Raw genomic sequence first — 24,415 nt, forward strand, 5'->3', positions numbered from 1 at the left:
GTTTTTTGCAAACCAAAAGATTCCGTCTTTCGGGTCAGGTGTAGATAGAATGAAGACAAGCCCGCCTCAGCGGGACACCTCGGCGATGGAGCTCTGCGTAAGGTGAAAGATGTGCGAACCCACGTCGGCGAGGTGTTGGCGCTGTTCCGTGAGCACGGTGAGCTCTCCCGCACCGAGGTGATCGACATCTCCGGCCTGTCGCGGTCGACGGTCAACCAGCGGCTCGCCGCGCTCGAGTCGGCCGGCCTGATCGCCGAGATCGGCGGCGGGGAGTCGACCGGCGGCCGGCCCTCCAGCCGCTTCGCCCTGAACCGCTCGCGCGGTGTGCTGCTCACGGCCGACATCGGCGCCACCGGGCTGATCGCCGCGGTCTGCGACCTGGCCGGGTCACCGCTTCGGCACCGCACCGTGCGGGTCGACGTCTGGGAGGGCCCGGAGCGCGTGCTCGGCGAGGTCGACCGGGCCTTCGACGAGCTGATCGAGGGCGACCTCGTCTGGGGGATCGGAATCGGGGTGCCCGGCCCGGTCGAGTTCGCCGCCGGGCGCGTGGTGAACCCGCCTATCATGACCGGGTGGGACCGCTTCGACATCGCGGGCTGGTTCGACCGCTTCGAGGTGCCGGTCGTCGTCGAGAACGACGCGAACTCCCGGGCGGTCGCCGAGGCCCGGCCGCTGCGCCACGACAACCTGATCAGCATGAAGGTCGGCACGGGCATCGGCTCTGGGCTGGTGTTCAACGGGCAGATCATCCGCGGCAGCGAGGGAGCGGCCGGCGACATCGGGCACACCCGGGCTGCCCTCGCCGACTCCGCGACCCCGCTCGGCTGCCGCTGCGGCAACGTGGGCTGCGTCGAGGCGTACGCGGGCGGCTGGGCGCTGGTGCGCGACCTCGACGCCGCGGGCACGTCCGTCGAGCACGTCGCCGACGTGGTCACCCTCGTGCGTCAGGGCGACATCGAGGCCGTCCGGCTCGTGCGGCAGGCCGGGCGGGTGCTCGGTGACGCCGTGGCCGATCTGGTGAGCATCCTGAACCCGGAGTCGATCGTGCTCTCGGGGCAGCTCGCCGAGTGCGGGGAGGTACTGCTCTCGGGGGTGCGCGAGCGGGTCTATCAGCGCTCGCTGCCGCTGGCGACGCGCAACCTCACCATCCGGGTGTCGAAGCTCGGCGAGCTCGCCGGGGTCACGGGGCTCGCGATCATCACGGCCGATCAGCTCTTCGCCACCGACCGCATCGACGAGCTGCTGGAGCGTATCGGCTAACTTCGCGGGCGCAGGGGCTGGCTTCCCGGGCGCACCGGCTGGCTTCGCGGCCGGGTGCCGAGCCAGAGCACCCCGGCGGAGGCGCCGGCGCAGACGGTCATCACCGCGGCCGCCGGGATCGCCGTCGAGGTGCCGAGCAGACCGACGAGGGGCGCTCCGACCGCGCCGGCGACCATGTTCGACGCCCCGATCAGCGAGGCCGCGGTTCCGGCCCGCGCACCGTGCGCCCCGAGCGCGGAGGTCTGCAGCGCCGGCGACACCACCCCGAACGAGGTGGTGAACAGGAACAGCGGCACCAGCAGCCCCACCAGCCCGAGCCCCGGCGCGAGGGTCACCGAGGCGAGCAGCAGCACCGCGCTGGCGGCGAGCAGCGTGGCACCGAGCCGGGCCAGCCTGGGGATGTCGCGGCCGCGCGACAGCCGGGCGCTGAGCTGCGCGCCCACGATCATCAGCGCCCCATGACCGCCGAAGACGATCGCGTACTGCGTGGGCGTCAGCCCGTAGACGCCCTGGAACAGGAAAGCCGACGACGCCATGTAGCCCATCATCGCCGCCCACTGCAGCGCGCCCGCGACCACCACCGACACGTACAGGCGGTCGTGCAGCAGCGCGGCGTAGTCGGCTCCGGCGTGCGGGCGCTCGCGGGCCCGCTCGGCCCGTCGCTCCGGCGGGTTGGTCTCGTGCCGGGCGAGAACGGCGAAGGTGCACACGAGCAGCACCGCCCCGTAGGCCACGAGCAGCCCCATCAGTCCGCGCCAGTCCGTCAGGCCGAGCAGCTGCGCCCCGAGGGCCGGCGCGGTCACGACGAAGACTCCGTTCACGATCTGCAGCCGGGCCAGCAGCGTCACCATGCCCGAGCCCTCGCGGCTGTCGCGCACGATGGCCAGGATGATCACCGACGACGCCGCGGCCCCGACACCCTGCACGGCGCGCAGCGCGATCAGCAGCTCGATCGACGGCGCGAGGGCGCAGCCGACGGTCGCCGCCGTGTAGAGCACGAGCGCGCCGATCAGTGGGCGCATCCGCCCCACCCGGTCGGACAGCGGACCCGCCACCAGCTGACCCACCGCCATGCCGAGGAACGCCCCCGTCAGCGTCGCCTGCACGAGCGACGGCACGGTCGCCAGGTCGCGTTCGATCTGCGGGAACGCGGGGAGGTAGAGGTCCATGGTGAGCGGCCAGATGGCCTGGATGAACCCCAGCACCACGAAGAACACCGCCGGCGGCCGGCGCCGCGCCTGCCCCGCGCGGGTCACGCGTCGGTCGACGCGGCGGGGACCGCCCATCGCGCGAGGGCGACCAGCAGCCGGCGGTGTTCGGGCGAGTCGTACGACTCCACGCCGTGCCCGAGCGCGTCGTAGGCCACCCGGCCCGCGGTCGCCTGGCCGGCGGTCGCCCGGCCCGCGGTCGCCCGGCCCGCGGTGGCAGAGCTCGGGTTCGCCGTCGCGCGCTTCACCCAGACGAGCGGATGCTCGACACCGCCCTCGGTGTGGAACGCCACCGTCTCGACCTCCCCCGACACCTCGAGGTCGCTGTACCGCTCGTCGTGCACCACGAACTCCGGCACCGGCAGCTGCACCGGCACCGCCAGCTCGGGCAGCGCACGGGCACGCCGCACGAGCGCCTCCCCGATGGGCGGATGCCCCGACACCCCGGGCACCCACCGCCCACCCAGCAGCTCGGCCCACCGCGGGTCGCCGGCGAACGCCAGCGTGGCGGAGTGCAGGCCGAGCACTCCGCCACCCCGTGCCTCGTGCGTGCAGATCGCGTCGACGAGCGCCGTCGAGTCGGGCGGCGGGAGGGCGGGATCCCCGCTGACGGCGACCACGAGCAGGTCACTCCTCGCGAGGGCTCCTGGCAGGGCATCCGCTCGATCGGTGCCGAGCACCTCGACCGCCGCGCCGGCCCCTCGCAGCACCTCGCCCGCACGACCGCCGGTCGCCTCGAGCCCGTGCCACGGATCGCCGTGCTCGCCGACCCCGATGAGCACGAGCACCCGCAGCCCGTCGAGCACGGCCGCATCGGGATCGGGTGTCACGCGAGCTCGTCTCCTTCGACAACTCCGGCGCCGCGTCCCGGGCCGTCAGGTGAATCGTTTAAACGATCGCACCGGCGCACCCCTTCGTCAAGGGGGCTCGGCCGCGGGATCAGCGGGCGGCGCGGGCGCGGAGACCGCCGTCGACGAAGTCGATCAGCCAGCGGAAGCTCGCGTCGACGTCGGTGTCGAGCTGGAAGCCGTCGGCCGCCTCGAGGGTGGCGAAGCCGTGCAGGGCGCTGCGGAGCATCCGGAGCGCGTCGATGCGGTCGGCGTCGTCGAGGTCGTAGCCGCGAAGCACCGCCTCGAGGGAGGTCAGCGTGCGCTCGAGGGCCGGCGCCAGAGGGTCGTCGGCGTCGGCCGGGCGGGCGCCGGTGGTCGCCGCGTAGCGCCCGGGGTGCGCTGTGACGAAGCCGCGGAAGGCCTGGGCCGCGGCGGCGAGCGCCTCGCGACCGGAGACCCCCTGCATCGCGTCGCGCAGCACGTCGGCGGCCTCGCTCGCACCGAGCACGGCGATGCGGTGGGTGAGCGAGGCGAGCCCGTCGACGTGCTTGTACAGCGACGGCGTCTTCACGCCGAGCCGCTCGGCCACCAGGCTCATGCTGACCCCGCCCAGACCGATCTCGTCGGCCAGGGCGGCCGCCGCCTCGGTGACGACGGCGGCGTCGAGGCCGGCCCTAGGCACGGTCGGCCCGGTCGGCACGGTCGGCCCGGCCAGCCCGGTCGGCCTGGTCGGCCTGCTCGGCGGGGCTGAGCGTGGCGGCGAGGAAGGGCAGCAGCAGCTGCAGTACGGCTTCGGGGGTCTCGGTGTGCGGGTAGTGCCCGGCACCGTCGATGACCGCGAGCTCGCCGAGCCCGGCGGGCAGCTCGGCGAGGATGCGCTCCCCCTCGGCCTCGGGGCGGGACCAGTCGGGGTCGGCCGAGCCCTCGATCACGAGCACACGGCACCGTACGTCGGCGAGGCGGGCACCGGCGTCGGCGGGGCTGGTCTTCGCCATGGCCCGGAGCACCGCCATGCGCTCGGGCACCGAGAGGCTCGTCTCGATGCGGGCGCGCTCCGCCGCCCAGTCGACGGGCTTCGTGGGGATCGCGAGATCGAGGTAGGCGAGCCAGGCCTTCAGGCTGCCCGACATCAGCACCTTCGCCAGCTGCACCGTTCCGGCGCGGTGCCGCTTGTCGCGGAGGAGACCGCCGAGGTCGACGGACTGCGCCCGGGTGAACGGCGCGAGCTCGGCGAGCCCCACGACCAGCTCGGGCGCGCTCGCCGCGGCGATGGTGGCGGCGCCGCCGCTGATCGACTGGCCGACGATCACGGCGGGACCGCCGAGGTGCCGCACCAGCGCGACGAGGTCGCCCGCGATGTCGGTGCGGCTGTAGCCCGCCCAGCCGGTGCTCGACTCGCCGCAGCCGCGGAGGTCGACGTTCGCCACCCGGTAGCCGGCCGCGACGAGGGCGGGAACGACGAAGCGGTAGGAGTGCCGGCTGTCTCCCATGCCGTGCGCCAGCACGACCAGAGGCCCCTCGCCGCTCATGTCGTAGGCGATGGCGCCCCCGTCGATGGTGAGGAACTCGGTCATGGCTGCCTCCAGATGGCTAATGGTGTTAGCCCAAAGCTAATGCCATTAGCCAATCATGTCAACCACGGGCGTCGGTGACTCCCAGGAGGCCGACCGGGCCTCGAGATGCCGGCAGAGCTCGGCGACCACCGCGAGCTCGGCCGCCAGCGCGCCGACGCGCTCGGACGAGCGGGCCGCGTCGATGTCGCGGGCCAGGAACGTGACCGCCCAGCGTGGATCGCCCGGAGCCACCGGCTCCAGGTAGAGGGTGGTGGGCGCATTGGCCAGCTCGATCACCACGAGGCCCGTGTCGGCACCGTCCTCGCCGTCCTGGCGGAGCACCTCGACGAGGCCGTCGATGCGTCGACCTGCGGCGAGGAACTCCTCGAGCCACTGGGAGAGGATCTCCTGCGTGCGGTACGGCATGGGCACCCCCTTCGGTCGGTGGATCCATTCGAGTGCCTGGGGGCTGGGAGAATGCTCCTTCTATCCGGATAGCGCACCGGGGCTGTCCGCAGAACGAACAGCGAGCGCCCTTGAACCGGGCGCCTCAGCGCAGGAGGGTGTTGCGGGGGTACTCCCCGAAGCGCGCCGCGTACGAGCGCGAGAACCGCCCGGCGTGGGTGAAGCCCCACCGGGCGGCCACCTGGGCGACCGTCGTGTCGCGCGGCCCGAGCTGTGTCAGCTCGGCCTGCACGCGATCCAGTCGCACGGCCCGCAGGTACTCGGTGGGGGTGACCCCGAGCTGCCGCGCGAACGCCTGCTGCAGTCCGCGTGGGGTCAGCCCCACCTCTTCCGCCACCTCGGCGGGGGCGAGCGGGAGATGGGCGCTGGCGTGCATCCGCTCGACCGCCTGCCGCAGCCGGGCGTTGCGAGGCGCCAGCAGCACCGGCGGCATCAGCACCGCCTCGTGCGCGAACGAGTCGAGCAGCACGATCGCGGTGCGCCGGTCGATCTCGGCCTGCTGCAGCGGTGTGGGCTCCCCACGGATGATCAGCCGCGCGGCCTCGTCGATGCAGGCGTTCCACCGGCGGAGCGCCTCGGGGTTCGGCACCGCGCGGTGGTCGAAGTGCAGCGGCCCCGGGAGCACCCCCTCGTGGTCGGCCGCCACGCGCTCGAGGAAGGCGGCGTCGAAGTGCACGAGGTTCTGCCGGTAGTCGGCGAAGTCGAACGCGTAGCGCTTGCCGGTCGGGAACATCGCGGGCAGACCACGGACCAGCACCGACTCGTCGGCGCCGAGGTCGACGGCGCCCCGGCCACCGAGCAGCCAGGAGACGATGTACTCGTTCTCCGGCTGGACCGTGCCTCGGATGGTGCCGAGGTACATCGAGGACCGCAGACTCATGTCCGGACCGCCGGCGACGGCATAGCGGTAGGAGAAGTCCAGATCGCTCAGCTCGGCTCGGAAGTCCGACCCGTTGTAGCCCGCCTGGTACAGCGCACGGGCGTCGTCGAGCTCGGTACCGGACGTTTCGGTCCGGACGAGAGCTCGGGCCGCGTCGTCCATCTCCCGAATTCTCACACAGACGGGGTCTCGGGGTCTCGGGGTCTCGGCTAGAGGCGCACGAGGCCCGCGCCGACCACGCTCGAGCCGGCGCGCACCGAGGGCAGGCGGCGGCCGTGCAGCACGACCTCGCGGGCCGAGCGCAGCCGACGGTCGAGCCCCCACTGCGTGACCTTCACGAGCGACTCCCGCACGATCGATCCGCTCATCTTCGACTCGCCGTGCGTGCGCTCGACGAACAGGATGGGGAACTCGGTGACCCTGAGGCCCGACTGCAGGGCGCGCCAGACCAGGTCGAGCTGGAAGCAGTAGCCGTGCGAGGCCACGTCATCCAGGCCGATCGTGTCGAGCGCGGTGGTGCGGTACGCGCGGAAGCCGCCCGTCGCATCCTTCACCCCGATGCCCAGGGCGAGCCGGGCGTAGAGGTTGCCGCCGCGGCTCAGCACCTTGCGGCTGAGCGGCCAGTTGCGCACCTCGCCGCCGGGCACCCAACGGGAGCCGAGCACGAGATCGCTTCTCTCGAGCAGCGCGAGCATCTCGGGCAGGGCCTCGGGCTGGTGGGAGCCGTCGGCGTCCATCTCGATGATCGCGTCGTAGCCGTGCTCGCGGGCCCAGGCGAAGCCGGCCAGGTAGGCGACGCCGAGGCCCTCCTTGCCGGCGCGGTGCAGCACCTGCACCGCGGGGTTCTCGGCGGCGAGTCGGTCGGCGAGCTCACCGGTGCCGTCGGGCGAGCTGTCGTCGACGATCAGCAGGTCGGCGACGCCGGTCGCCAGCACCCGCCGGGCGATGGGCTCGAGGTTCTCGAGTTCGTTGTAGGTCGGCATGACCACCAGGGCTCTGTTCACTCCGGCACCTCTCCTCGGGTCCATCCTGTCGGATCCATAGAAGCGCTGCGGACGACGGCGCGGCCCCGTTCGCGGCGGAATGGCGGCGGGCCTCCAGCACACTGAGGTCGGGCATCCAGCGAGCTCCCAGCGAACTCAGCCGACGACGGCGATCTCGTTCGGCACGGCGCCCAGCTCGCCCGTCGCGAGCAGCTCCCCCGTCCTCACGTCGACCGAGTGGATCGACGAGGTCGCGGGGTCGGTCACGTACGCCGTGTCCCCGTCGACGACGAGGGCCGGATGCGCGTCCTGCCACTCCGCCGGACCCTGCCACGCCTCGATCACCGGGAACGATGCTCCGAACTCCCCCGTCGTCACGTCCAACAGGTGCAGCGCTCCGTCGGTGCCGAGCACGACGGCGCCGTCGTCGGAGGAGCGGGCGACGTCACGCCAGGTGTAGCCGACGCCCTCGGGCATCGACACCACCCGCGAGGTCTTCGTCTCGGCGTCGACGATCGTCAGCGCGCTGAGCACGTAGCCCTCGGCGTCGGGATCGGCGTTGTAGTCGCCCACCATGATCGGAGAGGTGTCGGTGACGTACGCGTTGCCGGTGCGCCCATAGGCGTCGGGCGCGGTGAGTTTGGTGAACACGCCGTCGTCGTAGAGCAGCACGCCGTCGCTGCAGCCGAACACCGCGATCTCACCGCGCACCGCTCCCTCACCGTGCACCGAAGGGCACTCCTCGTTGCGGGCGGTCTCGGTGCGATCGGCGTCGAGCGCCCGCACGCCGGTGCGGGCATCCGGGGTGCCGATCGTGGTGAGGAGGGTGCCGTCGGCCAGTTCGATCGAGACGCCGTGGTGCGCCTGGGGCGACGGGACCGTCTCGGTCTCGGGGAGCCGCCCGGCAGCCGCTCCCGCGAGGAGGTCGGCGGAGTCGACGATGGTGGTGTCGCCGGTGCCGTCGGCGAAGAGCACGGTGCGGCCGTCGTGGCGCACGACGTGGCCCGGGGCCGACGCCTCGAAGACCAGGTCGGTGAGCTCGGGCGCGTCGGCGCTTCCGGCGCCGGTGTCGAGCACCTGGAACCCCTCGGTGGTCGAGACCATCACGCTGCGGCCGTCTCCGGCCGGGTTCACCCGGTTGAACCCGGCGAGCTCGATGTCGGCGAGGGTCTCGAGGCTCGTGCCGTCGAGCACCAGCAAGCCGCCGTCATAGGTCAGGGCGACGCGGGGGCCGATCAGCGCCGCCGCGTCCCCGGTGCCTCCGGGGGCGGTGCCGGCGGCCGGGTCTCCGGCTGCGGCGCCCGCGCAGGCGGACAGGCCGAGCAGCGTTCCGGTCGCCAGGGCGAGCGAGGCGAGCATCCGTCGTCGGGACGTGATTGTGGTGTTCATCGTTTCCTTTCGGTGTGGCAGGTCGGGGCGACCCGCCGGTGGTGCGGTGGCGGCCGTCACGGAGACAGGCCGGTGGCGATCAGCTGCGCATTGCTGCGCATCATCTCGAGATAGGTGGCCGCGCCCCTGCCGGGGGCCGAGAGCGACTCGGTGTAGAGGGCGACGACGTCGACATCGACCCCCGCCTCCTCGGCCAGCACCTGCACGATGCGGTCGGGCTGGGAGGCGTCGGCGAAGATCGTCGAGACCCCTGCGCCACGGATCGCGTCGACCAGCTCCCGCAGGTCGGATGCGCTCGGTGCCGCCAGAGTCGTCCCACCGGGGATGACCGCTCCGATCACCCGGAAGCCGTACCGCTCGGCGAGGTAGCCGAAGACGTGGTGGTTCGTGACGAGCGCCCGGCGCTCGTCGGGGATGGCCGAGAAGACGGTGTCGAGCTGGCCATCGAGGTCGACCAGCTCGGCGCGATAGCGGTCGACCGCCGTCGCGAGAGGGCCGGGATCGATTCCCTCGACCGCTGCCAGCTCCGGTTCGAGGCCGTCGACGACGTCGATCATGCGGGTGGGGTCGGTCCAGAAGTGCGGATCGGGCTCACCCCGGGAGTCACCGTCGGAGTAGTCGATCGGCTCGATCAGACCCCCGGCCTCGACCACGTGCACCCCCTCCTCCGCGGCGGCGTCGACGTGGTGCTGCAGTCCCTCCTCCAGGCCGAGACCGTTCGAGACCACCAGCGACGCGGAGCGGAGCCGAGCGGCCTCGACCGCGGAGATCTCGAAGGAGTGCGGGTCAGCGCCGGGCGGCATCAGGGTGAGCACCTCGGCCTGGTCGCCGACGAGTTCGCCGACCACGTCGCCCAGGATGGTCGTGGTGGCGACCACGAGGGGGCGATCGTCGGCGGGATGCGCGGTCGGCGCCGCGCAGCCGGCGAGCGCCGAGAGGGCCACGAGGAGCACCGCTGCGACCCCCACTCGAGCCCTGCGCCGAGGCCGGGTCATCGCCCGACCTCCGCGAGGGCCGCGCTGCCACCGGGCATCGCGAGCGTGCGGGCGATCCGCGCCCCGTCGCGGTAGTCGATCTCGAGCACGGCGCCGGTCGACGGCGTGTTGACGTAGGCGCGGTCGGCGTCGACCTCCAGCACGATCGCTGGGGGCAGCTCCCCTCCGACGAGCTCCCCCGCGAGCACGGGCTCGCTGCGCACGACGGACCCGTCGGCGGCGAGCACGACGATGCGACCCTCCACGTCGACGCCCACCACGGTGCCGTCGGCGTCGCCCACCGCCGTCGCGCGCAGAAGGGGCGCGGGGCTCGTCAGGAGCGTCCAGCTGCGGGCGCGCGTGTCGAGCAGCCAGGCGCCGCGGTCCCCGGCCACCGCGGCGAGGTCGGGGCGGCCGGGCCGGGCGGCGAAGGAGGTGGCGCGGTCGGTGGCCGAGGCGCCCTCGGGGTAGGGGATGCGCTCGAAGGCAATACCCGCCGCGTCGCCGTCTTCCGTGGCGGCCTCGGTGGCGCCTTCCGTCGCGGCCTCGGTGGTCGCCAGCACCGCGCCGTCGGCGCAGCCGAACACCGCCCCCACGCGGGTGAGTGCCGCACCCGCCGCGCCCGCGCAGTCGACCCCGGTCGAGAGCGGGTCGCCCTCGGCGTCGTAGACGACCAGGGCCGACTGGGCATCGTCCGACGGGGTAACCGTGCCGATCAGCCGGCCATCGAGCGGGAGCAACGCGCCGGCCGGGACGAGGGGGATGCGGGCGCGCTCCTCGAGCCGCCCGGCGGCGAGAGCCTCCGTGTCGAGTGCGACCCCCAAGCCCGCGGCGCCCTCGGAGGCACCGGGGAAGGAGAGGGTCGTGAGCGCCGGACTCGACGCCGCGCGGGGCCGCCCCCGGTCGCCCCCGACGTCGAGCCGGCCCACCGGGCGCGGCTCGGCGAGGTAGTAGTGCGAATGATCGCCGTGCGGCACCGTCCAGGTGCCGGTGTCGACGACCGAGACGTCGCCATCGGCCCGGGTGACGAAGGCGTGACGGCCGTCGCTGGTGAGCGTGCCGTCGTCGTCGGGCGCGGTGTCGTCGGTGCGAACGGCGTCGCCCATGGCGCCGGGGATCGTGAGCGACTCCCCCGTGGCCGGATCGAACGCCTGCAGGCCGGTGGAACCGAGTGTCACCAGCCGCAGCTGCGGTTCGGGCATCTCGACGGCACCGGCGACGAAACCGTGCCCATCGCCGGACGGTTCCGGAGACGGGGCAGCGGCCGCGGACCCGACGCCGGGGGCGGCATCCGGCAACGATGCGCACCCGCCCAACACGAGAGCCAGCAGCACAGCGGCTGCAGCGGGACGGACGGGGATGGACGAGGGATTCATCGAGGCGAGGTCTCCTTCATGGGGTCGCCGAGTCGAGCGGGGACACGGCTGGGGGTCGAGGTCGAGGTGAGAGCGGCACGGAGTGCGGCACGGAGTTCGGCCGACGCCGTGACCGCGCCGCGGGCGAGGGCCGACGCCGCCGCCAGCAGCACCGCCGTGATCGCGATGCTCGCCCCTGCGGCGGTGGAGGCGTGCCACGAGACGAGCAGCCCGACGAGCACGGCCAGCGCACCGAGTGCAGCGGCCAGCGCCATGGTGGCGGGGATGCTCCGCACCCAGCGCCCCGCCGCCACGGCCGGGCCGAGCAGCAGGCCGACCACGAGCAGACTCCCGACCGCCTGGTACGAGGCCACCACGACGAGCGTCACCAGCCCGACCAGCACCGGCTGGGCGAGCCACGGCCGCAGGCCGAGCGTGGCGGCGATCCGCGGGTCGAACGTCGCCGCGACGAACGAGCGGTGGAACACACGGCACACCGCCAGCGCGAGCACCAGCGCCCCCGCCAGCAGCGCGATGTCCCCCCAGGAGACGGCGAGAACGTCGCCGAAGAGGATCGCCGTGAGGTCGGTGGCGAACGACCGCGATCGCGAGACGACGATCACCCCGAGGCTGAGGCTGGCCACGAAGAGCAGGCCGATGGCGGTGTCGTCCGACAGCCGCCCCCGGCGGGACGCGGCACCGATACCCGCGGTCATCACACCGGCGCTGACCGCGGCGCCGACGACCGGCGGAAAGCCGAGCAGAGTGGCGACGGCGACTCCCGGCAGCACCCCGTGGGCCATCGCCTCCCCGAGGAACGCCATCCCGCGGATGACCACCCACGTGCCGACCACCCCGCACAGCACGGCCACCAGCACCCCGCCGACGAGAGCGCGCAGCAGGAAACCGGTGGCGAAGGGATCGAGCAATTCGGTCATGGTGCCGACCTTAGCGTTAATTGATAACCATTCTCATTAAGCTAGGATCGACGCGTGAGCGTTCTTCGATCCCCGACCACCGGCCCCCTCGTGCGGCTGACCGCGGTGACTGCGGGTTACGGCGGTCGTCCCGCGGTGGAGCTCGTCGACCTCGAACCGCCGGAGGGGCGGCTGACCGTGCTGCTCGGGCCGAACGGGGCGGGCAAGTCGACCCTGCTCGCGGTGCTGGCGGGCATCCTGAGACCCACCGGGGGCCACCTCGAGCGTCGACCAGCCATGACGACGGCGCTCGTGGTGCAGCGCAGCGCCGTCTCTGAACGGATGCCCCTGACCGTGCGCGAGGTCGTGTCGATGGGGCGCTGGCGGGCACGGGGAGCGGTCGGCCTGGTGCGCGCCGCCGATCGGCGCATCGTCGACGACGCGCTCGACGCGCTGCGGATCGGGCGGCTGGCCCGGCGATCGCTGCACGAGCTCTCGGGCGGTCAGCGCCAGCGCGCCCTCGTGGCGCAGGCGCTCGCCCAGCGGGCCGATCTGGTGCTGCTCGACGAGCCGGCCTCCGGGGTCGACGACGAGGCGCAGGGGCTCATCCGCGCGGCGGTGGATGCGGAGCTCGACCGGGGCGCGACGGTCGTGCAGGCGACCCACGACGCCGGCTGGGCCCGACGCGCGGAGCCCCACGGCCTGGTGCTCCGGATGACGGCGCCGGCCGCGACTCGCACGGCGCTTGACGGGTGCGAGGGCGGCGTCGGCGTCGGCGTCGGCGTCGCGCCATAGGGGTGCGAGGGCGTCGCCGTCAAGCCCCCCTCCGGCCATCCGACGGCGGCGGGCTCTCTGTCAGGATTCTGCTGCGGCCGTCTGGCCGCCCCGTCGTGGCGAGAGGAGCAGCGGTGCCGTTCCGTACCAAGGAGCTGCTCGAGGAGTGGCTGGCCGAGTTCGTCGCCGCCGAGCATCCGATGCCCGGCGAGCTCGAGGTGCTGCGGCACGAGGACAGCGACGGCGGCGACACCGGGCTGGTCGTCGTGCGGCTGAAGAACGCCGGCCCCTACGCCTATCTCGAGCCGACCGCCCCCGGAGACCCGACCTGGCAGGTCGTGTTCGCGCCGCGGCACGACGAGCTCACCCTCGACGTCGACCGGTTGACCGAGCTGTCGGGCGAGCTGGTGGTGGCGGCGGAGCTGTGCTCGTTCCTGGAGCAGAAGTCGCGCGGGCATCTGGAGGCGGCGACGTCGTCGGAGCCGTGACGCCGGGCGTGGTGGGCGGCACGGTCGGTGTCAGCCGCGCGGCGTCGGCAGCCCTTCCGCCGGGTCGCCGGGCTCCGGCACCATCGTCAGCTCGCCGCGCTCGGCGGTGGAGTTGAGGGCGCTGATCCAAGCCCGGTTCAGCAGGGGCGGCCGGTTGCCGTAGAAGCGGAACTCGAGGTCGATTCCCGGCGAGAGCCAGACGGTGCCGCGGCCGCTGCCCTGCTCGGGGTCGACGATCCAGGAGAAGGCGAACGATTCGCCCCGGCGCAGCTTCGCGAGGATGACCACCTTGAGGTGGCTGAGCAGCCGGTCGTCGATCTCGATCTCATGACCGTTGCTGCCGTAGTACAACTTGCCCATCGGGTGGGGTCCTCCAGGTGGCCGGGGCGTTTTTGCACGCACTCCTCGCGATCATGGCGCGAATTCGAGAAGGCCCCTGAGGGTTGACACTCGGTCCCGCCCTCTGCTATCCCGGCCACTACCGGCACCTGCGCGACCGGATGCGACACGGTGGCGACGGGGAGGGACGGGGTGCGGGGGCGACGGGGCGGGCATCCGCAGACTGGATGGCGACCGGAGAGGTGCACGCCACGATGTCCCGCACGACCGCCAGCCGCCTGCGCCTGCTCGCCATCGTCTTCGTGGCGGTCTTCTGCGTCGGCAGCTCGACCTGGGCGGCGAGCGCCTCATGGACGGCGAACCCCGTCGGCCTCGGCGGCACGGTCTCCGCGGCCACGGTCTCGGTGACCTCGACCCTCACCGTTCCGCCGACGGCCCAGTTCGCCGTACCGGTCACCTCCCCGACGACCGCCGACACCACCCACCTCGGCGCCCTCACCTACGCAAACACCGGAACCGCACCGCTCGCGCTCGCCGTCTCGGCCACGAACTCGAACGCCACGCTGGCCGCGAAGGTCGTCGTGACCCTGTGGAGCGCGACCACCGCCGCACTCTGCGGGAGCTCCGTGCCCACCACGGGAACCACCGTCGGCACCCTCAACGGCACCCTCGCGCTGCCGCCGGCAGTGGCCTCGCTGCCGGGCACCAGTTCGATCGCCCTGTGCTTCGCGCTGCGACTCACCGGCACCACTGCGGAGTTCCAGGGGCAGGCTGTCACGGCGACCTTCGCCCTCACCGGCACGGTCGGCACGAACTGGAGTGCGTCGGCGTCCTCCGCCGTGACGCAGACCGTGTACCGGGTGGCCACGCCGGGCACCATCACCTGCTCGGCCTCGGGCTCGGGCACCGTGAGCTTGAACTTCACCCCGGTCACCGGGGCGACGGGCTACCGCCTGCTCCGCACCGGCACGACGACCACCGAGATCAAGACCTTCACCGCCCCGCCCGTGTCCCTCAGCGCCTCGGAACTGCCGCTGCTCAGCGTCGGGACCGTGCCCCTGGCCGTCCAGGCGGTCGACTCGACGTACGGCACCACCTCGGGGAACAGCGCCACGTCCGTGCAGGCGGTCATCCTGCTGACGCTGCTCGGGCTGAGCTGCTGAGGGTGCCGGTGCTGACGCTGCACGGGCTGAGCTGCAGGGGCTGAGCTGTCGACGAGGCCCCGCACCGTGGCTGCGCCATCACTCGGCGAGAATGAGAACCTGAATGACGCGCATCCGGCCACCCCCACCCGACCCGACGCGACCCCCGAGGTGCTGCGGCTCACGGCCTTCGCCGCCACCCCCGACGGCGGCAACCCCGCGGGCGTGGTGCTCGACGCCACCGGCCTCGACGACGCCGCCCTACAGGCGATCGCGGCCGAGCTCGGCTACTCCGAGACGGCGTTCCTCGTCGACCCCGCGATCGCCGGCGACGACCACCACGTGCGGGCGCGTTACTTCTCGCCGACCGCCGAGGTGCCGTTCTGCGGCCACGCCACCATCGCCACCGCGGTCGCCCTCGCCGAGCGCCGCGGTCCCGGCGCGTTCCGCTTCGAGACTCCCGTCGGCCCCATCGCCATCGACACGACCCTCGATCCCACCCATGGTTCCGCCCTCGGTTCCACCCTCGACGGCCACCGGATGCTCGCCGCCTTCACCAGCGTCACCCCCGCCGTCCGGGCCCCCTCTGCCGACGTCGCGGCCGAACTCCTGGCCCTGCTCGGCGTCACCCCGGCCGACCTCGACCCGCGCTTCCCACTCCTGGAGGCGTTCGCGGGCAACTGGCATCCCGTGGTGGCGCTCGCCTCGCCCGCCGTCTTCGACGCCCTCACTTTCGACCCGGCGTCCCTCCGCGCCCTCATGGACCGCCGCGACTGGCGCGGCACGGTCACCGTCCTGCACGCCCCGCCCGCCGCCGCCCCGGCCCCCGCCGCCGCCGCGGCCCCGCCCGCCGAGTTCGAGGTCGAGACCCGCAACCTCTTCCCGGTCGGCGCCATCACCGAAGACCCCGCCACCGGCTCGGCGGCGGCCTCCCTAGGCGCCTACCTCCGCCACCTCGGCGTCGTCACCACGCCCGCCCGCCTCACCATCCACCAAGGCCGCCACGTCGGCCGCCCGAGCCTCCTCGTCGCCACCATCCCACCCACCGGCGGCATCCGCGTGGAGGGCACCGCCACCCCCATCCGAACCCGCTGAAGCAGAGGTCGACTGCAGGCCGAGGGCTCCGCACTAGGGCCGTCGACCCCCACCCCGACCCCAGAATTCGGGCAGGGAAACTTGCCATTCGGGCATCCCGAGTACAGACACGCTCCGACAAATCGCCTACGTCGCAGGAAACCGCACGCGATCGCGTGTTTGTTCGGGCAGAAATCGGGTGCTCGATCTTGAGAAATGACCGGTCAAACACCTGACCCACGAAGGTACAAATGCTCAAGGGCTAGAACCCGACGACCACGAGGAGGTGGACATGGGCCAGGTGAGCGAAGAGCGTCGTCAACGCATCGTCACGATCGTGCGCGATGACGGTGAGGTCACGGTCAGCCGTCTTGCGGATGACCTGGGGGTCGCAGCCGAGACGATCCGGCGTGACCTGCAGGAGCTCGAAGACCGCCGTCTCATCAAACGCACCCACGGAGGCGCGCTGCCACTCGAGAGCGGCAGCTACGAGTCGACGTTGGACTACCGGTCGGTGACCCGGGTCCCGGAGAAGCGCCGCATCGCGTCGGCCGCGGTCGAGTCCCTCGGAGGAGCTCAGACGGTGTTCCTCGACGAGGGCTACACGCCGCTGCTGATCGCCGAGGAGCTCACGCTGCTCCACGACCACCTCACGATCGTCACGGCGTCACTGGCCAACGCCATGGCGCTGGCATCGAGCCCCCAGCACACCACCCTGCTCCTCGGCGGTCGCGTGAGGGACAGGACGCTCGCCACCGTTGACCACTTCGCCACCGACATGCTCTCCGTGCTCAACATCGATGTCGCCATCCTCGGCGCGAACGGCATCACCCCCGACAAGGGCCTCGGCACCCCGGACCCGGCCGTCGCCGCGGTGAAGGGCATGGCGGTGAAGAGATCCACGCGTCGGATCTTCGTGGGCATCGCCACGAAATTCGGCGTCACCAGCTTCTGCAAGTTCGCTGACGTCAGAGACCTGGAGCTGATCATCACCGAGGAAGCCCTGCCCCAGAGGGAAGCCCAACGTTTCGCGGCCCTCGGTCCACGCGTCCTCCGCGTCTGAGTCCCCTGCACCGGGGCTCTCGCCCGAATCGCGCGACGACGCGCGGTTCATCGCATCACAGCAACCCCGGTTGCCCAACAGAAAGGCACCACCCGTGTCCCGAAGAATCCGCATCATCGCCCTCACCGGAACGGTCGTCCTCACGGCCGGACTCGCACTCGCCGGATGCACCTCCGACACCGCTGGCGGCACCGACGCCGGCAGCGAGACCGCCGGCAGCACGCTGTCGATCCAGTTCGTCAACCCGCTGCCCAACTACCCGAGCTGGCGCGCCATCGGCGACTGTCTCGCCGAGGAGGCGAAGAGCCAGGGAGTCGACTTCACCGAGAGCGGGCCCACCGGATCGGCCATGGATCCGACCACCATGATCACCCAGATCCAGAGCGCCATCGCCAACAAGAAGGGGGCCATCATGACCCTTCCCGCCAGCGACGCCTTCGGGCCGATCCTCACGCAGGCCCAGGATGCCGGCATCGTCACGACCACCTTCTACGGCGACGGCGCCGACGACAGCGGAGCCGACATCAACGTGGGCGTGGACTGGACGGAGCTCGGCAAGCTGTACGTGGAGGCGATCGAGACGATCCCCGGCGACAAGAAGGTCGGCCTGATGACCTCGGCCGACACCGGCATCGGCAAGTCGTGGATGGATGGCGTCAAGTCGGCCGCCGAGGGTCTCGACGACTTCGAGATCGTCGGCGAGGTCTACACCGGGGACGACTCATCCAAGGCGCTGGACCAGACCAACGCCCTGCTGACGGCCCACCCCGAGGTCAACGTCATCACCACCAACCTCGGCACGGCCACCGCAGGCACTCTGTCCGCGCTCGAGGCGAAGAACCTCACCGGCAAGGTCCAGTTCCTCGGCAACGGTCCCGACAACGGCGGGAAGGAAGCCCTCCAGGCCGGAACCGAGTACCGCATCCTCATGCAGGACCTGTGCGGTGCCGCGAAGAAGTCCCTCGTCGCCACCGTGGAAGCGCTGAAGAGCGGTGAAGCCGGGGGTGAGACCCTCCAGATCCCCATGGGATTCATCATGGCCGGCACCGACGACTACGACGACCTGGTCGCGAAGAACTGGGGCTAGCCCTCCCCCGGGTGGGGCTCCGGCGCGGCCGGAGCCCCACCCGCCGTCCACCATCCGCACACTGGAACGAAGGCACGCGATGTCCCCCCTCTCACAAACCTCCCCCGCTCTCGAGCTCCGCGCCGTCCGCAAGTCCTTCGGGCCCGTCAACGCGCTCTCCCATGTCGACTTCGCCGCCTATCCCGGCGAGGTCCATGCCATCGTCGGCGACAACGGAGCCGGCAAGTCCACGATGATCAAGATCGTCACCGGTATCCACAAAGGCGACGGTGGCACCATCCTCGTGAACGGGCAGGAGATGGATCTCCGCCACGACGCCTCTCAGTCGCAGGACCGGGGCATCGCCGTGGTCTACCAGGACCTCGCCCTGGTCGAGTGCCTCGACATCAGCACCAACATGGCCCTGGGGAACCTTCCCTATCGATGGGGGGTGTTCCTCGATCGCAAGCGAATGGATGCCGAAGCCGCAGCCGCTCTGAAAGACCTCAACGCCCGGGTCGGCGACGTCCGCACGCCGGTCGGGTTGCTCTCGGGCGGTCAGCGTCAGGTCGTCGCGATCGCCCGAGCGGTCCGGATGAACAAGCCGATCATCCTCCTCGACGAGCCCACCGCTGCCCTCGGAGTCCAGGAATCCGCGTACGTGGGCCGCACGCTCGACCGGTTGCGGGCCGACGGCAAAGCCGTCATCTGCATCAGCCACGACCTCGAGTTCGTCTTCAAGCACTCCGATCGCATCACCGTCCTCCGGCTCGGCAGAACCGTGGGCACCCGCACGACCGCAGATGTCAGCCGCGACGAGATCATCTCCCTGATCACCGGAGCCGCTCCTGCCGACACCCTCCAGGAGGCATCATGAGCACGACAGCAACCGCAGAACTGGCCGTCCAGACCGAGCGGCGCGACACACCCCGGACTCCGATCCTGCGAGCCGTCCTCCTCCGGCAGGAGACCTGGCTCCTCGCCGTCGTCGTGGTGATCGCCGTCATCGCGTCGGTCCGGAACCCCAACTTCATGAACCCCGACAATCTCGTCGAGATCCTGCGGGGCAGCGTCATCTACTTCATCATGGGCTGCGGAGCGGCACTGCTCGTGATCGGCGGGGGCCTCGACTTCTCCGTGGGCGCGATCTTCACGATCAGCGCCCTCGTCGGCACGAGTCTGATCAGTCAGGGCGTACCGATCGTCGTCGGCATCCTGGCAGCCCTCGCCGTCGGCGCACTGGCGGGCGTGGTCAACCACCTCATCGTGACCTACTGGCACGTGCCACCCATCATCGCGACCCTCGGGACCTTCTTCATCGCCCTGGGCCTCAGCGCCCTCATCACGGGTGGCAACGACGTGGTCCCGCTCCCGGCCGACTTCATGAAACTGGGCCAGGGCTCGGTCCTGTTCGTGCCGAACGTCATCTGGTACGGCCTCATCGTCGGCGCACTCTTCTACCTCGTTCTGGAGCGCACGCGCTTCGGCATCAACGTGCGAGCAGTCGGCGGCAACCGGCAGGCGGCCGTCGGCAACGGGCTGCGGGTCGTCCGGATCGACCTCGTCCTGTACGTCCTGGCCGGAGTGACGGCGGCGATCGCCGGCATGATCTACTCCGCCCGTGTCGGTGCGGGACAGGTGGAAGCCGGCGGATCGTCGGTGACCCTCGTGGTCGTCACCGGCGTGCTCATCGGCGGGGTCAGCCTCCTCGGTGGGCTGGGCTCGATCACCGGGGTCGCGGTGGGAGCCGTGCTGCTCTCGGTCATCGACAACGCGTTGATCGTGGCGCAGATCCCTCCGCAGTACAACAACGTCGTGGTCGGCGCCATCCTCGTCGGAGCGGTGGCCGTCGACCACCTGCGACGCAAGCAGCTGTACAAGCCGCGATGAGCGCGCGCCTCGATCCGGCGACCGCGGCTCTGCTCGCCGAGATCAATCAGCAGCCTCCCTCCCTCGCCCTCGACTCGACCCCCGATGAGCTTCGGGCCGGATTCTCCGAGCTCCTCCGGCACCTCCACCCCGACACCCCGTCTCCGTTCATCGGCAGCGTCCGCGCGGACGTGGTCGGGTCGGCGCAGGGTGGGGTACCGGTTCGTGTCTACGATCCGGTGGGCGCGACCGGGGAGGACGTCGTCGTCTACCTCCACGGCGGCGGCTGGGTGCTGGGCGGGTTGGACTCCGCGGAGCCGGCGGCCTCCGGCCTCGCGACCGCTATGGGTGTCCGCGTGATCTCCGTGGACTACCGGCTGTCACCCGAGCACCCGCACCCCGCCGCCTATGACGACGCCCTGGCCGTCACGCGCGCCGTGGCCGCGACGAAGCCGCGCTGGTTGGGCGTCGCCGGGGACAGTGCAGGAGGCAACTTGGCAGCGGCGGTCGGGCTCGCTGCAGCCGACCGCCAGGTCCACGTCGATGCGCAACTGCTGTTCTACCCCGCCCTCGACCCGTCGATGCGCGCGCCCTCGCACGCCGAATTCGCCGACGGCTTCCTGCTGACCGGCGAGGCGATGGCTTACTACTGGGACGCCTATCGAGGGCCTTCGCGATCGGCCGGCGCATCGTTCGCCCCGCTCGACGCCCCGTCGGTCGCCGGATCGCCGGCGACCGTGCTCGCCACCGCCGGCCACGACCCCCTCCGCGACGAGGGCGCGCGGTTCGCCGAGCGCCTGGCCGACAGCGGCGTACCGACCGTCCACCTCCGATCGCCGTCGCTCGTCCACGGATGGGTCGACCAGATGGACCGCGTTCCCGAGGCCGCCGCCGCCTTCCGTCGGGCCGTCGGCGTCTTCGACGGCCTGCGGCGGGACCACCTCACCGCTGTCGAAGGGTCGACATCAGCCCGGAAGCGAGAAGACCATGTCCGCAACTGAGACGCAGAGCGTCCCCATCCCCCTCCCCGGCTACGATCGCTCGGGGCTGACCGCGGGGATCATGCACATCGGCGTGGGCAACTTCCACCGAGCCCATCAGGCCGCCGTCATCGACGAACTGCTCGAGAAGGGGCTCGCACGCGACTTCGCGATCTGCGGCGTCGGGGTGCTCCCCGGCGACCGCCACATGCGGGACATCCTGCGCGACCAGGACGGCCTCTACCTGCTCGAGCTGCGGCATCCGGACGGGCGACGGGAACAGCGCATCATCGGGTCGATCGTCGACTACCTCTACCTGCCCGACGACCCGGAGGCCGTCGTGGAGAAGATGGCGGGCGTCTCCACCCGCATCGTGTCCCTCACCATCACGGAAGGGGGTTACAAGACGGACTTCACGACGAACACCTTCGACGCCGCCGATGCCGAGGTGCGGCGCGATCTCGAGCACCCCGAGCATCCGGGCACCGTCTTCGGCCTCATCGTGGAAGCGCTCGCCCGGAGGCGGGCCGCGGGTCGGGTCCCGTTCACCGTGCTGTCGTGCGACAACCTGCCGATGAACGGCGAGGTGACCCGGAATGCGCTCGTCTCGTTCGCGGCCCTGCGGGATCAGGAGCTGGCGCGCTGGATCGACGAGGAAGTGGCGTTCCCGAACTCGATGGTGGACCGGATCACCCCGGCCACCACCGACCGGGATCGAGAGTACGTGCGCGATCGGCTCGGGGTCGAGGACGCCTGGCCGGTGGCGGCGGAACCGTTCTTCCAGTGGGTGGTCGAGGACTCCTTCACCGCGGGCAGGCCGCCGTTCGAGCAGACGGACGTGCAGATCGTCGACGACGTCGCTCCCTACGAGCTGATGAAGCTCCGTCTGCTCAACGGCTCCCACCAGGCGCTGGCGTACTTCGGCGCTCTCGCCGGTCACGAGTTCGTGGAGGAGGCGATGGCCGACGAGGACCTCGTGCGCTTCCTCGAGCGGTACATGTCGGAGGTGCTCCCCACGGTGCCGGCCGTCCCCGGGATCGACCTCCGGGAGTATCGACGGGTCCTCCTGGAGCGGTTCTCGAACCCCGCCATCCGCGACACCCTGGCCAGGCTGTGCGCAGACTCCAGCAATCGCATCCCGAAATTCGTGGTGCCGTCGATCCTGGAGAACCGCGCCGCGGGTCGGCCCGTGGAGTTCGGGGCGGCCGTGCTCGCCAGCTGGGCCCGGTACGCGATCGGCGTCGACGAGTCGGGCGGTCCGATCCACGTCGTGGACGTGAACGGTGCCGAACGCCGCCGAGCCGCGGAGCGGGAGCGATCCGACGCCGGCGCTTTCCTGCGCGACACCAGGATGTTCGGCGCTCTCGCGTCCGATCGGGACTTCGTCGATGCGTTCCATCGTCTGTTCATCAGCATCTGCGACGACGGCGCACGCGCTACCTATCAGCGGCTCGCGGGCACGTCGCCGTCCGGGGAGGGGGACTGACGGGGCGGGGCGGGGCTGGGCCGGGGCGGGGCTGGGCCGGGGCGCGGCCCAGGGGTCAGGGGGCGAGCGCAGCGACCGCCGCGATCTCCACGAGGGCCCCCGGCACGCCGAGGCCCGCGACGAAGGCGGCGGTGACGAGGGGCGGATGCTCCGACGCGAGCTCCCCCGCGATCGCCCCGTAGCCCGCCCGGAGGTCGGCGCCCTCGACGAAGAGCACGGTCCACTGCACGACGTCGTCGAGCGTCGCCCCCGCGGCGGCGAGCGCCACCCGCGCGTTCTGCAGGGCGCGGGACGCCTGGGCTCCGACGTCGGCGGCGACGATCGCACCCGACTCGTCGACGCCGTTCTGGCCGCCGACGTAGATGGTGGTCGCGCCCGGCGGCACCACGGCGACGTGACTGAAGGCGGGGCTGTGCACGAGCCCCGGGGGGCGGATCCGTTCGATGGCCATGCCCCACGATGCCACCGCCGGCGGCCCGGCCGGAAGCCCCCCGACCTCCGCGATCGCCGAGGGCCGCCCGAGCCCCCGACCCCTACTCGAGCAGCTTCCCGCCCACCGAGACCTCCTCGGCCATCAGCGCCGCGATCTCGTCGGGGATGGCCGGGATCGACTCCCGCGTCACCCCGGCCGACGGCGACCAGACGAGGTTCACCTGCAACGAGGGGTCGAGGTCGGGGTAGTCGCTCCGGTTGTGGCACCCCCGCGTCTCGCGCCGCTCGAGCGCCGCCTCGAGGGTGGCCCGGGACGCGAGCGCCGCCGACTTGAGGTCGAAGGCGTGCGCGAGGTCCTGGTAGCCGGCGATGTCGGGGTGCACCCCGATGTCGGCGATGCGCGCCTCGATGGCGTCGAGCTCGGCCAGACCGGCGCGCAGCCCCTGCTCGTCGCGCACGACCCCGGCGTGCTCGGTCATCGTGTTGCGGATGGCCCGCTGCAGCGCCCGCACGTTCTCGGGCCCGTCGCCCTCGAGGAGGGACGAGATCTCCGAACGCGCCGTGTCGACCGCGGCGGCCGAGCGCTTCTGCGCCGTCAGCCCCGTCGAGTACGCGGCGGCCGCCTGTCCGACGATGCGACCGAAGACGAGCAGCTCGATCAGCGAGTTGCCGCCGAGCCGGTTCGCCCCGTGCAGCCCCGACGAGGCCTCGCCGATCGCGTAGAGTCCCGGCACGTCGGTCGAGTGGTCCTCGGGCCGCACCCAGACCCCACCCATCGAGTAGTGCGCGGTGGGCGCGATCTCGATCGGGTCGGTGGTGATGTCGAGCATCTGCAGCTCGAGCATGGTCTGGTAGACGCGCGGCAGCCGGGTCATGATCGTCTCGCGCGGCAGGTGCGAGACGTCTAGCCAGACACCGCCGTTCGGGGTGCCGCGGCCCTCCTTGATCTCGGTGTAGCAGGCCAGCGCGACCCGGTCGCGGGTCGACAGCTCGAGCCTCTCGGGGTCGTACCTGTGCATGAACCGCTCGCCGAGCCCGTTGCGCAGGATGCCACCCTCGCCGCGCGCCGCCTCGCTGATCAGCGTGCCGGCCGCGTTCTCGGGCTCGATGATGCCACTCGGGTGGAACTGCACCAGCTCCGGGTCGCGCAGCCGCCCGCCCGCCTCCACGGCGAGCCGGAACGAGTCGCCCGTGTTCTCGTCGCGACGGGACGAGGTGCGGCGCCAGATGCGGTTGTGCCCGCCCGCGGCGAGGATCACCGCATCCGCGTGGATGAGGTAGCGGGTGCCGTTCTCGACGTCGAAGCCGTAGGCGCCGAACACCGCGCCGTCGTCGTTCACCAGGATGCGCGTGACGTAGACGGTGTCGAGGATCGGGACGTCGAGCTGCGCCGCCCGGTTGACCAGTGTGCGCTGGATCTCGAGCCCCGTGTAGTCTCCGGCGAACGCGGTGCGGCGGTAGGTGTGGGCGCCGAAGAAGCGCTGCGAGATGCGCCCGTCGCCCTCGCGCGCGAACGGCATGCCGTAGCGCTCGAGGTCGTCGATGCCCTGCGCCGCACCCTCGGTCACGATCTGCACCGTGTGCGGGTTGGCCAGCAGGTACGACTCCTTCAGGGTGTCGGCGGCGTGCTGCTGCCAGCTGTCGTCGGGGTCCATCGTGGCGAGCGCGGCGTTGATGCCGCCGGCCGCCAGGGAGGTGTGGGCGTCGCTCTTGGAGCGCTTGCCCAGGGCGAGCACGTCGACACCGGCCTCGGCCAGTTCGATCGCCGCTCGCAGGCCGGATCCTCCCGTGCCGATGACGAGCACGGTGGTGGAGATCTGTCGTTCGGTGGGTCGCATGCCTTCACGCTAGGCTCGTCGCTTCGATTACTCCAATGCATGTTCTAGCT

At 71.8% G+C, this 24,415-nt stretch carries 25 protein-coding genes; 11 read left to right on the forward strand and 14 right to left on the reverse strand.

Translation table 11 applies throughout. From position 1 onward, the window contains the following. Nucleotides 1-111 precede the first annotated feature (111 nt). The gene (locus tag NVV95_RS14370; RefSeq protein ID WP_259487237.1) at nucleotides 112-1,260 is read left to right on the forward strand and encodes an ROK family transcriptional regulator; all 1,149 of its coding nucleotides are present in this window, start codon (nucleotides 112-114) and stop codon (nucleotides 1,258-1,260) included. On the opposite strand, the gene NVV95_RS14375 is transcribed toward NVV95_RS14370, so the two are convergent. The 11 genes from NVV95_RS14375 to aztB all read right to left on the reverse strand — a co-directional run bounded on the left by NVV95_RS14375 (nucleotide 1,257) and on the right by aztB (nucleotide 11,835). Then, nucleotides 1,257-2,516, reverse strand: coding sequence for a Bcr/CflA family efflux MFS transporter (locus tag NVV95_RS14375; RefSeq protein WP_259487238.1), 1,260 nt, complete (start codon nucleotides 2,514-2,516; stop codon nucleotides 1,257-1,259). The two genes, NVV95_RS14370 and NVV95_RS14375, sit on opposite strands and share 4 nt — an antisense overlap. Then, entirely contained in the window at nucleotides 2,513-3,298 is a 786-nt protein-coding gene (locus NVV95_RS14380) for a ThuA domain-containing protein (RefSeq protein WP_259487239.1), read from the reverse strand. Before NVV95_RS14380 ends, NVV95_RS14375 begins: the two co-directional genes overlap by 4 nt. Before the next feature lie 109 nt (nucleotides 3,299-3,407). Next, nucleotides 3,408-3,980, reverse strand: a complete 573-nt coding sequence (locus NVV95_RS14385; RefSeq protein WP_259487240.1) for a TetR/AcrR family transcriptional regulator — start codon at nucleotides 3,978-3,980, stop codon at nucleotides 3,408-3,410. Then, on the reverse strand, nucleotides 3,973-4,872 hold the full coding sequence (locus NVV95_RS14390) for an alpha/beta fold hydrolase (protein WP_259487241.1): 900 nt from the start codon (nucleotides 4,870-4,872) through the stop codon (nucleotides 3,973-3,975). Before NVV95_RS14390 ends, NVV95_RS14385 begins: the two co-directional genes overlap by 8 nt. Nucleotides 4,873-4,917: 45 nt before the next feature. Beyond that, nucleotides 4,918-5,277, reverse strand: a complete 360-nt coding sequence (locus NVV95_RS14395; RefSeq protein ID WP_259487242.1) for a hypothetical protein — start codon at nucleotides 5,275-5,277, stop codon at nucleotides 4,918-4,920. Between the two features lie 124 nt (nucleotides 5,278-5,401). Continuing rightward, nucleotides 5,402-6,358 carry an AraC family transcriptional regulator gene (locus NVV95_RS14400; protein ID WP_259487243.1) on the reverse strand — a complete coding sequence of 319 codons (957 nt, stop codon included), beginning with the start codon at nucleotides 6,356-6,358 and terminating at the stop codon, nucleotides 5,402-5,404. 47 nt (nucleotides 6,359-6,405) lie between these two features. Then, complete coding sequence (locus NVV95_RS14405) at nucleotides 6,406-7,200, reverse strand: polyprenol monophosphomannose synthase (RefSeq protein ID WP_259487244.1); 795 nt, start codon at nucleotides 7,198-7,200, stop codon at nucleotides 6,406-6,408. Between the two features lie 135 nt (nucleotides 7,201-7,335). Beyond that, entirely contained in the window at nucleotides 7,336-8,568 is a 1,233-nt protein-coding gene (gene aztD / locus NVV95_RS14410; protein WP_259487245.1) for a zinc metallochaperone AztD, read from the reverse strand. Nucleotides 8,569-8,624: 56 nt separating this feature from the next. After that, nucleotides 8,625-9,563, reverse strand: a complete 939-nt coding sequence (gene aztC / locus NVV95_RS14415) for a zinc ABC transporter substrate-binding protein AztC (RefSeq protein WP_375163836.1) — start codon at nucleotides 9,561-9,563, stop codon at nucleotides 8,625-8,627. Then, nucleotides 9,560-10,918: an ABC transporter gene (locus NVV95_RS14420; protein WP_259487247.1), complete on the reverse strand. Its 1,359-nt coding sequence runs from the start codon at nucleotides 10,916-10,918 to the stop codon at nucleotides 9,560-9,562. The genes aztC and NVV95_RS14420 overlap by 4 nt, the downstream gene beginning before the upstream one ends. Continuing rightward, entirely contained in the window at nucleotides 10,915-11,835 is a 921-nt protein-coding gene (aztB, locus tag NVV95_RS14425) for a zinc ABC transporter permease AztB (protein WP_259487248.1), read from the reverse strand. Before aztB ends, NVV95_RS14420 begins: the two co-directional genes overlap by 4 nt. A 54-nt stretch (nucleotides 11,836-11,889) precedes the next feature. Here aztB and aztA point away from each other — a divergent pair, with 54 nt between their 5' ends. Beyond that, entirely contained in the window at nucleotides 11,890-12,609 is a 720-nt protein-coding gene (gene aztA / locus NVV95_RS14430) for a zinc ABC transporter ATP-binding protein AztA (RefSeq protein WP_259487249.1), read from the forward strand. Nucleotides 12,610-12,722: 113 nt separating this feature from the next. Next, on the forward strand, nucleotides 12,723-13,076 hold the full coding sequence (locus NVV95_RS14435) for a hypothetical protein (protein ID WP_259487250.1): 354 nt from the start codon (nucleotides 12,723-12,725) through the stop codon (nucleotides 13,074-13,076). 30 nt (nucleotides 13,077-13,106) lie between these two features. Here the strand turns inward: NVV95_RS14435 and NVV95_RS14440 are convergent, their stop codons facing one another. Then, the gene (locus NVV95_RS14440) at nucleotides 13,107-13,436 is read right to left on the reverse strand and encodes a DUF7882 family protein (protein ID WP_259487251.1); all 330 of its coding nucleotides are present in this window, start codon (nucleotides 13,434-13,436) and stop codon (nucleotides 13,107-13,109) included. Between the two features lie 206 nt (nucleotides 13,437-13,642). On the opposite strand from NVV95_RS14440, the gene NVV95_RS14445 reads away from it, so the two are divergent. From NVV95_RS14445 to NVV95_RS14480, 8 genes are all read left to right on the forward strand, one after another. Continuing rightward, nucleotides 13,643-14,578, forward strand: coding sequence for a hypothetical protein (locus tag NVV95_RS14445; protein WP_259487252.1), 936 nt, complete (start codon nucleotides 13,643-13,645; stop codon nucleotides 14,576-14,578). A gap of 66 nt (nucleotides 14,579-14,644) precedes the next feature. After that, nucleotides 14,645-15,652, forward strand: a complete 1,008-nt coding sequence (locus NVV95_RS14450) for a PhzF family protein (protein ID WP_310796080.1) — start codon at nucleotides 14,645-14,647, stop codon at nucleotides 15,650-15,652. 271 nt (nucleotides 15,653-15,923) lie between these two features. Beyond that, nucleotides 15,924-16,694, forward strand: a complete 771-nt coding sequence (locus NVV95_RS14455; protein WP_259487253.1) for a DeoR/GlpR family DNA-binding transcription regulator — start codon at nucleotides 15,924-15,926, stop codon at nucleotides 16,692-16,694. A 94-nt stretch (nucleotides 16,695-16,788) separates the two neighbouring features. Then, nucleotides 16,789-17,781 (forward strand): sugar ABC transporter substrate-binding protein, encoded by a 993-nt coding sequence (locus tag NVV95_RS14460; protein ID WP_259487254.1) that lies wholly within the window; start codon nucleotides 16,789-16,791, stop codon nucleotides 17,779-17,781. Nucleotides 17,782-17,860: 79 nt separating this feature from the next. Beyond that, the gene (locus NVV95_RS14465) at nucleotides 17,861-18,637 is read left to right on the forward strand and encodes an ATP-binding cassette domain-containing protein (protein WP_259487255.1); all 777 of its coding nucleotides are present in this window, start codon (nucleotides 17,861-17,863) and stop codon (nucleotides 18,635-18,637) included. Further along, nucleotides 18,634-19,650: an ABC transporter permease gene (locus NVV95_RS14470; RefSeq protein ID WP_259487256.1), complete on the forward strand. Its 1,017-nt coding sequence runs from the start codon at nucleotides 18,634-18,636 to the stop codon at nucleotides 19,648-19,650. Before NVV95_RS14465 ends, NVV95_RS14470 begins: the two co-directional genes overlap by 4 nt. Next, on the forward strand, nucleotides 19,647-20,630 hold the full coding sequence (locus NVV95_RS14475; protein ID WP_259487257.1) for an alpha/beta hydrolase: 984 nt from the start codon (nucleotides 19,647-19,649) through the stop codon (nucleotides 20,628-20,630). The genes NVV95_RS14470 and NVV95_RS14475 overlap by 4 nt, the downstream gene beginning before the upstream one ends. Next, entirely contained in the window at nucleotides 20,617-22,095 is a 1,479-nt protein-coding gene (locus NVV95_RS14480; RefSeq protein WP_259487258.1) for a mannitol dehydrogenase family protein, read from the forward strand. The genes NVV95_RS14475 and NVV95_RS14480 overlap by 14 nt, the downstream gene beginning before the upstream one ends. A 55-nt stretch (nucleotides 22,096-22,150) precedes the next feature. Here NVV95_RS14480 and NVV95_RS14485 read toward each other — a convergent pair whose 3' ends face one another. Further along, the gene (locus NVV95_RS14485; protein WP_259487259.1) at nucleotides 22,151-22,546 is read right to left on the reverse strand and encodes a RidA family protein; all 396 of its coding nucleotides are present in this window, start codon (nucleotides 22,544-22,546) and stop codon (nucleotides 22,151-22,153) included. A gap of 82 nt (nucleotides 22,547-22,628) precedes the next feature. Continuing rightward, nucleotides 22,629-24,365 (reverse strand): L-aspartate oxidase, encoded by a 1,737-nt coding sequence (locus NVV95_RS14490; RefSeq protein WP_259487260.1) that lies wholly within the window; start codon nucleotides 24,363-24,365, stop codon nucleotides 22,629-22,631. Nucleotides 24,366-24,415: the final 50 nt, after the last annotated feature.

It is taken from the genome of Herbiconiux gentiana (assembly GCF_024978135.1).
Taxonomy (GTDB): Bacteria; Actinomycetota; Actinomycetes; order Actinomycetales; family Microbacteriaceae; genus Herbiconiux; species Herbiconiux gentiana.